The 12,946-nt window shown below is 69.9% G+C and carries 13 protein-coding genes; 10 read left to right on the top strand and 3 right to left on the bottom strand.

Annotation, left to right across the window (positions count from 1 at the left end; genetic code table 11):
- Positions 1 to 140: 140 nt before the first annotated feature.
- The 5 genes from pdsR (at position 141) to ACE3TE_RS08665 (ending at position 6,720) form a co-directional block, all read left to right on the top strand.
- Complete coding sequence (gene pdsR / locus ACE3TE_RS08685) at positions 141 to 830, top strand: proteobacterial dedicated sortase system response regulator (protein WP_374604087.1); 690 nt, start codon at positions 141 to 143, stop codon at positions 828 to 830.
- Positions 831 to 836: 6 nt separating this feature from the next.
- Positions 837 to 2,855, top strand: coding sequence for an ATP-binding protein (locus ACE3TE_RS08680; protein ID WP_374604085.1), 2,019 nt, complete (start codon positions 837 to 839; stop codon positions 2,853 to 2,855).
- A gap of 113 nt (positions 2,856 to 2,968) precedes the next feature.
- A complete protein-coding gene (trpE, locus tag ACE3TE_RS08675; RefSeq protein WP_374604083.1) occupies positions 2,969 to 4,444 on the top strand; it encodes an anthranilate synthase component I in 1,476 nt (491 codons plus the stop codon).
- Positions 4,445 to 4,453: 9 nt separating this feature from the next.
- A complete protein-coding gene (locus ACE3TE_RS08670; protein ID WP_374604081.1) occupies positions 4,454 to 6,178 on the top strand; it encodes a diguanylate cyclase in 1,725 nt (574 codons plus the stop codon).
- Positions 6,179 to 6,246: 68 nt separating this feature from the next.
- A complete protein-coding gene (locus ACE3TE_RS08665; RefSeq protein ID WP_374604079.1) occupies positions 6,247 to 6,720 on the top strand; it encodes a hypothetical protein in 474 nt (157 codons plus the stop codon).
- Positions 6,721 to 6,752: 32 nt separating this feature from the next.
- Here ACE3TE_RS08665 and ACE3TE_RS08660 read toward each other — a convergent pair whose 3' ends face one another.
- A complete protein-coding gene (locus tag ACE3TE_RS08660; protein WP_374604209.1) occupies positions 6,753 to 6,890 on the bottom strand; it encodes a hypothetical protein in 138 nt (45 codons plus the stop codon).
- Positions 6,891 to 7,201: 311 nt separating this feature from the next.
- On the opposite strand from ACE3TE_RS08660, the gene ACE3TE_RS08655 reads away from it, so the two are divergent.
- From ACE3TE_RS08655 to ACE3TE_RS08640, 4 genes are read left to right on the top strand one after another with little or no spacing between them, the layout of a single operon-like run.
- Entirely contained in the window at positions 7,202 to 7,789 is a 588-nt protein-coding gene (locus ACE3TE_RS08655) for an aminodeoxychorismate/anthranilate synthase component II (RefSeq protein ID WP_374604077.1), read from the top strand.
- Positions 7,790 to 7,832: 43 nt separating this feature from the next.
- Positions 7,833 to 8,867: an anthranilate phosphoribosyltransferase gene (trpD, locus tag ACE3TE_RS08650; RefSeq protein ID WP_374604075.1), complete on the top strand. Its 1,035-nt coding sequence runs from the start codon at positions 7,833 to 7,835 to the stop codon at positions 8,865 to 8,867.
- 5 nt (positions 8,868 to 8,872) lie between these two features.
- The gene (gene trpC, locus ACE3TE_RS08645; RefSeq protein WP_374604074.1) at positions 8,873 to 9,661 is read left to right on the top strand and encodes an indole-3-glycerol phosphate synthase TrpC; all 789 of its coding nucleotides are present in this window, start codon (positions 8,873 to 8,875) and stop codon (positions 9,659 to 9,661) included.
- A 3-nt stretch (positions 9,662 to 9,664) separates the two neighbouring features.
- On the top strand, positions 9,665 to 10,327 hold the full coding sequence (locus ACE3TE_RS08640) for an HAD family hydrolase (protein WP_374604072.1): 663 nt from the start codon (positions 9,665 to 9,667) through the stop codon (positions 10,325 to 10,327).
- A 487-nt stretch (positions 10,328 to 10,814) separates the two neighbouring features.
- On the opposite strand, the gene ACE3TE_RS08635 is transcribed toward ACE3TE_RS08640, so the two are convergent.
- Positions 10,815 to 11,273: a GNAT family N-acetyltransferase gene (locus ACE3TE_RS08635; RefSeq protein WP_374604070.1), complete on the bottom strand. Its 459-nt coding sequence runs from the start codon at positions 11,271 to 11,273 to the stop codon at positions 10,815 to 10,817.
- 3 nt (positions 11,274 to 11,276) lie between these two features.
- Positions 11,277 to 11,948: a cAMP-activated global transcriptional regulator CRP gene (gene crp, locus ACE3TE_RS08630; RefSeq protein ID WP_374604068.1), complete on the bottom strand. Its 672-nt coding sequence runs from the start codon at positions 11,946 to 11,948 to the stop codon at positions 11,277 to 11,279.
- Between the two features lie 184 nt (positions 11,949 to 12,132).
- On the opposite strand from crp, the gene speD reads away from it, so the two are divergent.
- Positions 12,133 to 12,927: an adenosylmethionine decarboxylase gene (speD, locus tag ACE3TE_RS08625; RefSeq protein ID WP_188664428.1), complete on the top strand. Its 795-nt coding sequence runs from the start codon at positions 12,133 to 12,135 to the stop codon at positions 12,925 to 12,927.
- Positions 12,928 to 12,946: the final 19 nt, after the last annotated feature.

Genomic DNA, 12,946 nt, shown 5'->3' with positions numbered 1-12,946 from the left:
GGCGGCTCTCCGTGGGGACAGCTGCATCACAGCGCGGCCACCGGCCCGCATAGGGGCAAGCAAGGGCAGGGCGCTGACGAGTTGTGGCGATTCGCGGGCAACACGTTGCCGGCCCCGGGCCCGTGGCCTAGGCTGGCCCCATGTCACGCACCGTTGCCATCGTCGAAGACGAACCCGCCATCCGCGACAACTACGCCGACGCACTGCGTCGCCACGGCTACGGCGTGCTGCCTTTCGCCAGCCGCGCCGAGGCGCAGGCCGCCTTCGCGACGAAGCTGCCGGACCTGGTGATCATCGACGTCGGCCTGGGCGACGAACCCGAAGGCGGCTTCGACCTGTGCCGCGAACTGCGCGCGAAGTCGGCGACGCTGCCGATCCTGTTCCTGACCGCGCGCGACTCGGACTTCGACGTGATCTCCGGCCTGCGCCTGGGCGCCGACGACTACCTGAGCAAGGGCACCAGCCTGCCGCAGCTGACCGCGCGCATCCACGCGCTGTTCCGCCGGATGGACTCGCTGGCGGCGCCGCGGGTGAAGGAGCAGGTGTTCCGGCTGCGCGGGCTGACGCTGGAACTCGAACGCATGCGCGTCACCTGGAACGACCAGGACGTCGCGCTGACCGTCACCGAGTTCTGGATGGTGCATGCGATGGTGCGCTACCCGGGACACGTGAAAACCCGCGAGCAGCTGATGCGGGAAGCGCAGGTGGTCGTCGACGACGCCACGATCACTTCGCACATCAAGCGCATCCGCCGGAAGTTCCAGGCGCTCGACCCCGCCTTCGACGACATCGACACCGTGCACGGCGCCGGTTACCGCTGGCGCGCCTGAGGCGGCATGGGCCTGCGCTCGAAACTGCTGCTGGTGGCGCTGTCGATCCTGGCGCTGCCCTGGGCCGGCTGGCAGTTCGTGCGGGAGATGGAAACCCTGCTGCGCCAGGGCCAGGAGCAGGCGCTGCTGGCCTCGGCCGATGCCCTGGCCCGCAGCGTCGCGGTGCGTCCGGGCGGGCTGCCCGCCGCCGGTGATAGCGGCTTCGTGCATCTGCTGGACTTCGCGCCGCGGCTCGACGGCGACGTGGCGGACTGGCGCGTCGCCGCCGGTTCGGCGCTGGCGTTCGGTTCGCCCCGGCCCTGGATGCGCGTGCTGGCCGGTCGCGCCAACGAGCGGCTGCACCTGTGGATTTCCGTCGACGACGCCAGCGCCCAGCGCGGTGACGCGCACTGGCCGGCCGACCTGGCCTTCGACCGGCTGGAGCTGCGGCTGCTGGGACGCGGCGGCGTGCTTTCGCTGCGCCTCGCCAATGCGAGCCCCGGTGAACTGCGCGTCGCCGGCGACGATGGCCTGCCGCCCTCCGTCCGCGTCGAGGGCGCCTGGCGCGAACGCGAGGGAGGTTACGAGCTTGAACTGGCCCTGCCGCAGGACTTCAGCGTGCGCGCGCTCGGCCTGCGCGTGCAGGATGCGGACGGACTCGGCCAGGTCCGCGTCGCCGGCACCCTCGACGGCGACGGCGGGATCCGGCCACTGCCGCTGCACGGATTCCTCGGCGCGCTTGAACCCGTGCTGCAGGCGCTGGCTCCAGAAGGCATGCGCGTGCGCGTGACCGATCGCGAAGGCTGGGTGCTGGCCCGCGCCGGCGAGGTTCGCGCCGACCCGTCCGAGGAAGACATCCTGCCCTGGCGGCGCGGCCTCTACCGCGCCCTGCTTTTCCGCGACGTCACCGCCGTCGCCGACGAGCCGGCCCAGGCCCGCCGGCTGGTGCGCGCGGAAGTGGCCCGGGCGGTCGCCGGCAGCCCGGCCGTGGCCTGGCGGCGCGACCCGGCCGGCGCCCGCCTGCTGCTGTCGGCGTCGGTGCCGCTGGAGGTCGCGGGCCAGGTCCGCGGCGCGGTGCTGGTCGAACGTTCGAATTCCGAAGTGCTGCTGCTCACCGACCAGGCCTTCTCGCGGCTGCTGGGCGTGAGCCTGGTCGCGTTCCTGGCCTCGGGCGGGGTGATCCTGCTGTTCGCGACGCGGCTGGGACAGCGCATCCGCCGCCTGCGCGACGCCGCCGAGCGCGCGCTCGACCGCGAAGGCCGGGTCACGCCCTTTCCGCGCACCACGGCACGTGACGAAGTCGGCGACCTCTCGCGCAGTTTCGCGCGGCTTCTCGACCAGGTCTCGGCCTACACCGACTACCTGCGATCGCTGTCGGGCAAGCTGTCGCACGAGCTGAACACGCCGCTGGCGATCGTGCGCAGTTCGCTCGACAACCTCGACCACGAGCCACTCGAACCGCAGGCGCGCATCGTGCTCGCCCGCGCCCGGGACGGCGTCGAACGCATGGGCAACCTGGTGCGGACGATGAGCGAGGTCACCCGCATCGAACACGCCATCGACGCGGCCGAGGCCGAAGACCTCGACCTGCGCACGCTGCTGCAGGACTGCGCCGACGCCTACCGCGTGCTGCTGGCACCCCGGGAACTGCGGCTCGAGCTGCCCGCCGGTCCGCTGCCGCTGCGGGCCGCGCCGGACCTGCTGGTGCAGGCGCTGGACAAGCTGGTGGACAACGCGCGCGGCTTCACGCCGGAGACGGGCTGGGTGCGGCTGTCGGCAGCGCGCGAAGAGCACGGCGTGCGCATCACCCTGGCCAACCAGGGCCCGCTGCTGCCGGACGCCATGCGCGGCCGCCTGTTCGATTCGCTGGTGAGCCTGCGGGAAAAGAACCAGCGCGCCGAAGGTGCCGCCCACCTGGGGTTCGGGCTCTATGTCGTGCGCCTGGTGGCCGACCTGCACCGCGGCCACGCCGAAGCCGGCAACCTGCCGGGCGGCGGCGGCGTGGAGTTCGTGCTTCACCTGCGGGGCATGCCCTCTGGCCTGTAGGAGCGCCTTCAGGCGCGAATCTTCTCTGTGCCGCAGGCAAAGGCTTCGCGCCTGAAGGCGCTCCTACAAAGGTCTGTGGATATACTTGGGCTTGCCTCAAACGGACGCCGCGCGTGATTTCCGCCGAACAGTTCCAGACCCTCGCCCAGGCCGGCCACAACCGCATCCCGGTCGTGCGCGAGGTGCTTTCCGACCTCGACACCCCGCTGTCGGTGTACCTGAAGCTGGCCGACGGCTCGCATACCTACCTGTTCGAGTCCGTCGAAGGCGGCGAAACCTGGGGCCGGTATTCGATCATCGGCCTGCCGGCGCGCCGCACCTACACTTTCCGCGGCCACCAGCTGGAGGTGCGCGAACACGGTGAAGTCACCGAGACCCGCACGCTCGAAGACCCCCTGGCCGAGGTCGATCGCCTGCGCGCCTCGTTCAAGGTGCCGCGCATCCCGGAGCTGCCCGGCTTCACCGGCGGCCTGGTCGGTTATTTCGGCTTCGAAACCATCGGCTGGATCGAATCGCGCCTGGCCGGCGGCGACAAGCCCGACCAGCTTGGAACGCCCGATGCCTTGCTGATGCTCAGCGAGGAGCTTGCGGTCTTCGACAACCTCAAGGGCCGCCTTTACCTGGTGGTGCACGCCAATCCGGAAGAACCGCAGGCCTACGCCCGCGCCGTGCGCCGCTTGGACGAACTGGTGCACCGCCTGCGCCACTCCGGCCGCAGCTACCCGGACGTGCTCGATCCGTCGCTGCTGCAGGAGCAGGACTTCGTGTCCGGCTTCACCCGCGAAGGTTTCCTCGCGGCGGTGGAGCGCTGCAAGGAATACATCCGCGCCGGCGACATCTTCCAGGTGGTTCTCAGCCAGCGCATGAGCGTGCCTTTCCGCGCCCGGCCGGTGGACGTGTACCGCGCCCTGCGTGCGCTCAATCCCTCGCCCTACATGTATTTCCTCGACCTCGGCGGCACCCAGGTGGTGGGCAGCTCGCCCGAGATCCTGGTGCGCCTGCAGGGCGGGGAAGTAACCGTGCGCCCGATCGCCGGCACCCGCCCGCGCGGCGACACGCCCGAGGCCGACACCGCGCTCGAGGCCGAACTGCTGGCCGACCCGAAGGAGCGCGCCGAACACCTGATGCTGATCGACCTGGGCCGCAACGACGTCGGCCGCGTCGCCAACCCGGGCAGCGTCACCGTGCCCGACCAGTTCATCATCGAACGCTATTCGCACGTGATGCACATCGTCAGCGAAGTGCGCGGGCAGCTGCAGGACGGCCTGGGCTTCGCCGACGTCATCAAGGCCACGTTCCCGGCCGGCACCGTCAGCGGCGCGCCGAAGATCCGCGCACTGGAAGTGATCCGCGAGCTCGAGCCGGTGAAGCGCAACATCTATTCCGGCGCCGTGGGCTACATCAACTGGTGGGGCGACGCCGACACCGCGATCGCCATCCGCACCGCGGTGATCCAGGACGGCCGCCTGCACGTGCAGGCCGGCGCCGGCATCGTGCACGACTCCGACCCGCAGAAGGAGTGGGAAGAGACGATGAACAAGGGCCGCGCGCTGTTCCGCGCCGTGGCCCAGGCAGCGGGCGGGCTCTGAGGCGCCGGGGTGGAAGGCCTTCTTCGCCGCCTCCGCCCCCGTTCCACCAGCCTGAGGGTCTGGCTGGCGCTGAGCTTCGGCGCGCTGGCGGTGGCGCTGGTCGCCGTGCTGTCGTGGCGCATCGAACGCGTGGCCACCGACAAGCTGCAGGAGGACATCGGCCTGCGCCTGCAGACGCGCGCGCAGGCGCTGGCCGGGCGCCTCGACCGCGGCCTCTATGAACGCCTGAACGACATGCGGGCCCTGGCGCTGATGCCGGTGCTCGACGACCCCGCGGCCAACGAAGAGGCGCTGCGCGACCTGTTCGACCTGATGCAGCTCAACTATCCGGACTATGTCTGGATCGGCGTCGCCGGCGCCGACGGCCGGGTGCAGATCGCCAACCGCGGCCTGCTTGAAGGCGCGGACGTTTCTTCACGACCCTGGTTCCAGGGCGCGCGCAAGGAGCCTTTCGTCGGCGACCTGCACGATGCGGTGCTGCTGTCGAAGCTGGTGTCCAGCCCGGGCGGCGAGCCGCTGCGGCTGGTGGACGTCGCCGCGCCCATCCATGACGGGCACGGCGTCGTGACCGGCGTGCTCGGGGCGCACCTGTCCTGGCGCTGGGCCGAGGGGCTGCGCGAGGACCAGATGGCCGCCAACGACCCGGTGGAAGTGTTTTTCCTCAACGACGCCGGGGAAATCATCATGGGTCCCGAGGACATGCGCGGGCAGGTGCCGGCCGTGCCCAGCGCCCGCGCGGTGGGCGAGGGTGCGCGTGGCGCGGTGCTGGAAACCTGGCCCGACGGCAAGCAGTACCTCACCGGCTACGTGCCGACCCAGGGCTACGAAAGTTACGCCGGGCTGGGCTGGACGGTACTGGTCCGCAAGGAAGCCAGCCAGGCCTTCGAGCCGGTGCGCGAGCTGAGCCGCGAAATCTGGCTGGCCGCGATCGCCATCACGGTGCTGTTCCTGCTGCTGGGCACCCTGATGGCGCGCTGGATCGGTGCGCCCCTGCACGCACTGTCGGAAGCCGCGCGGCGGATCCAGGCACGCGAGCCGGACGCCGCCTTCCCGCGTGAGCGCGGTTATCGCGAGGCCCGGGAACTCACCGTTGCCCTGCGCGGCCTGGTGGACGAACTGACCACGCACGAGCGCGAGCTGACCCAAATGGCCGCCGGCCTGGAGCAGCGCGTGCGCGAACGCACCCTGGCCCTGAGCGAAGCCAATGCCCAGCTCGAAGTGCTGGCGATGACCGATGCGCTGACCGGCCTGGCCAACCGCCGCCACTTCGGCGACCAGCTCGCGCGGGAAGCCACCCGCGCCGCCGAAACCGGCCACCCGCTGAGCCTGATCACGCTCGACATCGACCGCTTCAAGGCCATCAACGACCAGCACGGCCACCCGGCCGGCGATGCCGTGCTGCGCCGGGTCGCGCTTCTGCTGGAGGAACAGGTGCGCGCCAGCGACCTGCTGGCCCGCGTCGGCGGCGAGGAGTTCGCGGTGCTGGCGGTCGACACCGGCCTCGTCGAAGCCACCCAGCTGGCCGAACGCCTGCGCGCCGCCATCGAAAACGCCGGGCCCATCGCCGTGGGCCGCGCCGCGATCCCGGTGACCATCAGCCTGGGCGTGGTCACGCGGCGCATCCAGGGTGGCGAGCTTTCACGCGCCCCCGAGCGCCTGCTCGCCGCCGCCGACGACGCGCTCTACCGGGCCAAGCGCAACGGCCGCAACCGGGTGGAAGTGGCGCCGGGCTGAGGCCCGGTCGTGGCGGGTCGCGCGCCTTGGCTGCGTAACAGGGACAACGACGTCCTGGAGGCCCGACCATGCGCCCTGCCGCCTGCCTGAGCACCGGTTTGATTCCCTGCCTGTTCCTGCTGCTGGCCTGTTCGCAGCCCGCGGACGCCACGGCCGATGCGGTTTCGGCGTCGCCGCCCGCGACCGGCCCGGAGGCCGTAGACGCCGCGCCTGCCGAGGGCGCGGGCTCGCTGGTCGGCGAGTGGGCGGTGGAGCCGGCGCTGTGTGCCGAAAGCCGGCTCAGCTTCACGGCCGATGGCCGCCACGAGGCGCTGATGGATGACGGGGGCGGATGGCAGGTGCTGGCTTCGGGCAGCTACGAGCGCAGCGGCAGCGAACTTCGCATCGTTTTCCAAGGCGTCGGGCAGCAGCGCGAGATCCTCTCGGTCGGCCCGGAGCAGCTGGTGCTGCGTCACGACGACGAGGCCCTTGCCCGAGCAACGGGCAGCGACGAAGTCGTCCTGTACCGCTGCCCGCCAACGGCGGACGCCGCTGCCTCCTGACTGCTGACTGCTGCCCTGGCCCAGGCGGGCGGCTACGTCACCATGCCGAAGGGATCGCGAGAACCGTTGCCGTCCCACTGTTCATGATGTTGCAGGACGATCTGGCTCACTTCCTGGAACTGGTCGTGATCGGCGATCTCCAGAAGGGCGAAGCCGTGCTGCGGGTGCAGCCGGACCAGTGCGCGTTCTTCGGCCGTCGCATGGTCTCCCCCACGAGGGCGCTGCGGTCATCAAGCTCCGCGCACCAGGGGAGATAGGCGCTGAGGTGTGCCATGCGGGCTCCTTCGGATTTGCCTTTTGCAATCAACGTCGCCGCCGGGACCAAGGCGCCACGCACGCACGGACCCCGGGGCCCGCATCGGGGCAGGGTCCTCGGCTATTCTTGTGGGCCGCCGTTGCGGCCGGTCCTGGCCGCCGCTGCCGCCGATTCGGCCTGGGCCTGCGGCAAAAAAGCACTAAAAATCAGATAGATGGGCCGACAATGCTGCTGATGATCGATAACTACGACAGCTTCACCTACAACCTCGTCCAGTACCTGGGTGAGCTGGGGCAGGACGTGAAGGTCGTGCGCAACGACGAGCTGACCGTGGCCCAGATCGCCGCGCTGGCGCCCGAGCGCATCGTCATCTCGCCGGGGCCGTGCACGCCCAACGAAGCCGGCGTGTCGCTGGAAGTGCTGGAAAAGCTGTCGGGCCAGGTGCCCATCCTGGGCGTCTGCCTGGGCCACCAGAGCCTGGGCCAGGCCTTCGGCGGCAAGGTGGTGCGGGCCCGCACGATCATGCATGGCAAGACCTCGCCGATCCGCCACAAGGGCATCGGCGTGTTCGCGGGCCTGCCCGATCCCTTCGAGGCCACGCGCTACCATTCGCTGGTCGTGGAGAAGGATTCGCTGCCCGACTGCCTCGAGATCACGGCCTGGACCGAAAACGAAGACGGTTCGATGGACGAGATCATGGGCCTGCGCCACAAGACGCTGGCGGTGGAGGGCGTGCAGTTCCATCCGGAATCGATACTCACGCAGCATGGGCACGACATGCTGCGAAACTTCCTGGAAGGCCATCGCGCCTGAAGGCGCTCCTACAGGATTAGTCAGGCGCAAACAGGGAAAAGCAATGCCGATCAAGCCGCAGGATGCGCTCCAGCGCATCATCGAGAACCGCGAAATCTTCCACGACGAGATGGTCGACCTGATGCGGCAGGTGATGCGCGGCGAGGTGTCGCCGGTGCTCACCGCCGCGATCCTGTCGGGCCTGCGCGTGAAGAAGGAAACCGTCGGCGAGATCGCTGGCGCGGCGCGGGTGATGCGTGAATTCTCGGCCAAGGTGACCGTGCCCGACGCGCACAATTTCGTCGACATCGTCGGCACCGGCGGCGACGGCGCCCACACCTTCAACATCTCCACCGCGAGCATGTTCGTGGTCGCCGCGGCGGGCGCCAAGGTGGCCAAGCACGGCAACCGCAGCGTCTCGTCCAAGTCCGGCAGCGCCGACGTGCTCGAGGCCCTGGGCGCGGTGATCGAACTGCAGCCCGACCAGGTCTCGGCCTGCATCGCCGAGACCGGGATGGGCTTCATGTTTGCGCCGATCCACCACCCGGCGATGAAGAACGTGGCCGCCGTGCGCAAGGAAATGGGCGTGCGCACGCTGTTCAATATCCTCGGCCCGCTGACCAATCCGGCCGACGCGCCGAACATCCTGATGGGCGTGTTCCACCCCGACCTGGTCGGCATCCAGGTGCGCGTGCTGCAGCGCCTGGGCGCCAAGCGCGCGATGGTGGTCTGGGGCCGCGACGGCATGGACGAAATCTCGCTCGGCGGCGCCACCATGGTCGGCGAACTGCGTGGCAACGACGTGGTGGAGTACGAAATCCACCCCGAAGACTTCGGCATCCCGATGGCCGCCAGCCGCAACCTGCGCGTCGAAGACGCGGACGAGTCGCGCGCGATGCTGCTCGAGGCGCTGGACGGCAAGGACGGCCTGCCGCGCGAGATCGTCGCGCTCAACGCCGGCGCCGCGCTGTACGCCGCAGGTCGCGCCGTTTCCATCGCCGACGGCATCGGCCAGGCCCGCGCCGCGCTCGAAGGTGGCAAGGCCCGCGCCAAGCTCGATGAATTCGTCGCGGCCACCCGCCGCCTGGCCGGGAAGTGAGCGCGGTGTCCGACATCCTGCAAACCATCCTGGCCCGCAAGGCCGTCGAGGTCGCCGAACGGTCGGCGGCGGTGCCGCTGGCCGATCTGATCGCCCGCCAGGCCGACGCGCCGGCTCCGCGTGGTTTCGCGGCGGCGCTGCAGGCGAAAATCGACGCCGGCCTGCCGGCGGTCATCGCCGAAGTGAAGAAGGCCAGCCCCAGCAAGGGCGTCATCCGCCCGGACTTCCGCCCCGCCGACATCGCCGCCAGCTACGAACGCGGCGGCGCCGCCTGCCTGTCGGTGCTGACCGACGTCGATTTCTTCCAGGGCGCCGACGCCTACCTGCAGCAGGCCCGCGCGGCCTGTTCGCTGCCGGTGCTGCGCAAGGATTTCGTGATCGATCCCTACCAGGTGCACGAGGCCCGCGTGCTGGGCGCCGACTGCATCCTGCTGATCGTCGCGGCGCTCGACGACGCCGCGCTGGGACGGCTGTCGAACCTGGCGCTGGAGCTGGGCATGGACGTGCTGGTGGAAGTGCACGACATCGACGAACTCGAGCGCGCGCTGCAGGTGGGCGCGCCGCTGGTGGGCATCAACAACCGCAGCCTGCGCACGTTCGAGGTGTCCCTGGACACGACGCTGGACCTGAAGCCGGCGGTCCCGGCCGACCGCCTGCTGGTCACCGAAAGCGGCATCGCGACCCGCGAGGACGTGGCGCGCATGCGCACGAACGGCGTCAACGCCTTCCTGGTCGGCGAGAGCTTCATGCGCGCCGATGAACCGGGCGCCGAACTGGCTCGGCTGTTCGGCTGAAGGATGGCTTCGCGCGCCGCCACCGTCCTGTTCGATTTCGACGGCACGCTGGTGCGCGGCGACTGCGCGGCGGCCTGGCTGCGCGACCTGCTGGCCAGCCACCCGCTGCGGCGGCTGCTGGCGGGCGCGAGTTTCCCGGTGCTCAAGCCGGCTTTCGGCTGGTGGCGCGTGGCCTGGATGCCGGCGAGTTTCTACACCTGGCTGGCGACGGTGGGACGCACCGACGAGGCGCTGGCGGAGGCGCGGGAGGATTTCCTGCGGCTGTGCGCGGCCCGCCGCGAGCAATTGCTGATCGCACCGGCCGTAGCCCGGCTGCACGCGCACCTGGCCGCGGGCGACGAGGTGGTGATCGTCACCGGCGCCGAGGCGGGGCTGGCGCGCTCGCTGTGGAGGGCGCTGGGCCAGCCGGACGTGCCGGTGGTCGGCTCGAGCGTGCGTCCGGCCCTCGGCGGCTACATCGGCGCCGAACACACCGTGGGCCCGCGCAAGCTGGTGGCGCTTGAGCGCGCCGGCATCCACCCGCCTTTCGCGGCCGTGTACTCCGACAGCGCCATCGACCTGCCGCTGCTGTGCGAAACCGCGCGCCCGGTCCTGGTACAACCCGACCGGCGCAACCTCGCCCGCGTCGACAAGCGCCTGCGCGGCGCCTTCGAAACCCTGCTCTGACTCTCGCGGACAAGCGGGCTTGCCCGTCGGGCAAGAACAGCCTTTGTTGGGGCTTCGTCGCAGCGTCAGCGCGCAGCGGGGGAATCGCCGGACCCTCGGTCGATACGGCGTCCTGCCCATCGACTCGGGCGCGCTTCGGCATCCTGCCTCCGCTCCGACGATTTCCCCCACTGCACGCTGCCGCCCCGATTTCCGCACGGGCCGCTGGATACAAGCCCGCCGCCGAGCGGCGCAATCATGTCGCGACTGGCACTTCGCCACGAAGGGGCGAGCGGGTAACCCACGGCCCGTGCGGGAATCGGAGCGACGACGTGCACGCTATGTCCTCGACGAAGTGGAGGACATGGATGTCCGTAACGGCCGGCCGTGAGCTGGTCATGGATGACGCTTGCGACCGGCCGGGCGGCGAGGACGTAGCGTGCGCGGCGGCGCCGCGACGAAGTCCCAACACAGGCTGTTCTTGCCCCAGGGGGCAAGCCCCGAATATTCAGGCGCCGAGTCGCTTCAGGAAGCGCAGGGCCCCGTCTTCGTAGCCGCAGGCGCGGTAGAAGTCGTGGGCTTCGGCGCGCTGGGCGCCCGAGGTCAGTTCGATGCGGGCGGCGCCGGCCTGGCGGGCGCGTTGTTCAGCTTCGCGCAGCAGCATCCGGCCCACGCCCTGGCGCTGTTCGCCGGCAGACACCGCCAGCGCCGTGATCCGGCAGGTCGGGCCACCCAGCGGCAGGTAGTAGCGGATGTCCAGCGCCAGCAGCCCCACCAGGCAGCCGTGGCGGTCGGCCACCAGCACCTGTTGGCCCGGCTCTTCGGCCACGGCCCGCAGCCGGGTGGCCGCTTCATCGCGGTCGCAGGGGTAGCCCAGCACGCCGAGCAGCGTGGCCACGCCCGCGGCGTCCTGGGCGGCGGCCGGCCGCACCAGCAGGGTGTCGGTGCCGGCGACCTGGCGAGCCATCGATCAGCGGGTGCCGTAGACCACGACGGTCTTGCCGCGGGCGTGCAGGATGCCCTGTTCCTGCAGCTGCTTGAGCACACGCCCGGCCATCTCACGGCTGCAGCCGACGATGCGGGCCAGCTCCTGGCGGGAGACCCGGATCTGGATGCCCTGCGGGTGCGACAGCGCGTCCGGCTCCTGGCACAGGTCGTGCAGCGTGCGCACGATGCGCCCGCTCACGTCCAGGAAGGCCAGGCGGCTGGCCTTGCGGCTGGTGTCGAGCAGGCGCTTGGAAAGCTGCAGGCCGATCGCGTACAGGATGCGCGGGCATTCGGCCGCCAGCGGGCCGGCAAAGAGCTGGTGCAGGCGGTCGTAGTTGATTTCGGCCAGTTCGCAGGCGCTGCGCGTGCGCACCACCACCGCGCGGGCGTCGGCGGCGAAGAACAGGCCCATTTCACCGATGAACTCGCCGGCGTTCACGTAACCCAGGATCAGCTCCCGGCCGTCCGGCTCTTCGCTGACCACGGACAGCGAGCCGCTGATCACGTAATAGAGCGACGTGGCCGGCGTGCCCGGGCGAAAGACGTCGTTGCGGGACGGGTAGCGGCGCCGGTGGCAGTGGTCCAGGAACCGGCTGAACGTCGCGGCGTCGGGGGCCAGGGGGCTGTTGACCACCTTGTGTGGCTGGATCGGCATCGGCGAAGTCCTGTCCTGCGCCATGGCGCGTCCTCGGCTGGCTGTGAAGCATTCAGATTAGGGCGTCATGGCGGGATCGGCAATGCCGGCGCCGGCCCGGCCGGGCCAAGGTTTCCCCCGGGGGGTATTTGGCCGATAATGCGCCCCCTCCGCTCCACCCCCCTCCGCACGCAGGAAAGCCATCGTGGTCAAGCCGCTCCCCCGCCTCAGGCTCCAGGGTTTCAACAACCTGACCAAGGCCCTGAGCTTCAACATCTACGACGTCTGCTACGCCGTGTCGGAAGAACAGCGCCAGCGCTACATCGAGTACATCGATGAAGCCTACAACGCCGAGCGACTGACCCAGATCCTGACCGACGTGGCCGAGATCATCGGCGCCAACATCCTGAACGTGGCCCGCCAGGACTACGACCCGCAGGGTGCGTCGGTGACGATCCTGATCTCCGAAGAGCCGGTGATCGACAAGAAGGCCGCGGGCAAGGAGATCATCTCCGACGCCGTGGTGGCGCACCTGGACAAGTCGCACATCACCGTGCACACCTATCCGGAAACCCACCCGCACAACGGCATCGCCACCTTCCGCGCCGACATCGACGTGGCCACCTGCGGCGTCATCTCGCCGCTGAAGGCCCTGAACTACCTGATCGAAAGCTTCGAGTCCGACATCGTGGTCATGGACTACCGCGTGCGCGGCTTCACCCGCGACGTGAAGGGCACCAAGCACTACATCGACCACAAGATCAATTCGATCCAGGACTTCATGTCCAAGCCGATCAAGTCGCGCTACGAGATGATCGACGTCAACGTGTACCAGGAAAACCTGTTCCACACGAAGATGCACCTCAAGGAATTCGACCTCGACACCTACCTGTTCGAGGAGAAGGCCAAGAACCTCGGCTTCAAGGACCGCATGCGCATCGAGTCCCAGCTCAAGCGCGAGATCGTCGAGCTCTTCAACGGCCGCAACCTCGCCGACTGAACGGCGAGGGGACGGGTGC

The sequence above is a fragment of the Arenimonas sp. genome, assembly GCF_041919775.1.
Lineage (GTDB): Bacteria > Pseudomonadota > Gammaproteobacteria > Xanthomonadales > Xanthomonadaceae > Arenimonas.
The sequence above is the reverse complement of the archived record's forward strand: the minus strand, read 5'-3'. Positions and strand labels throughout refer to the sequence as shown.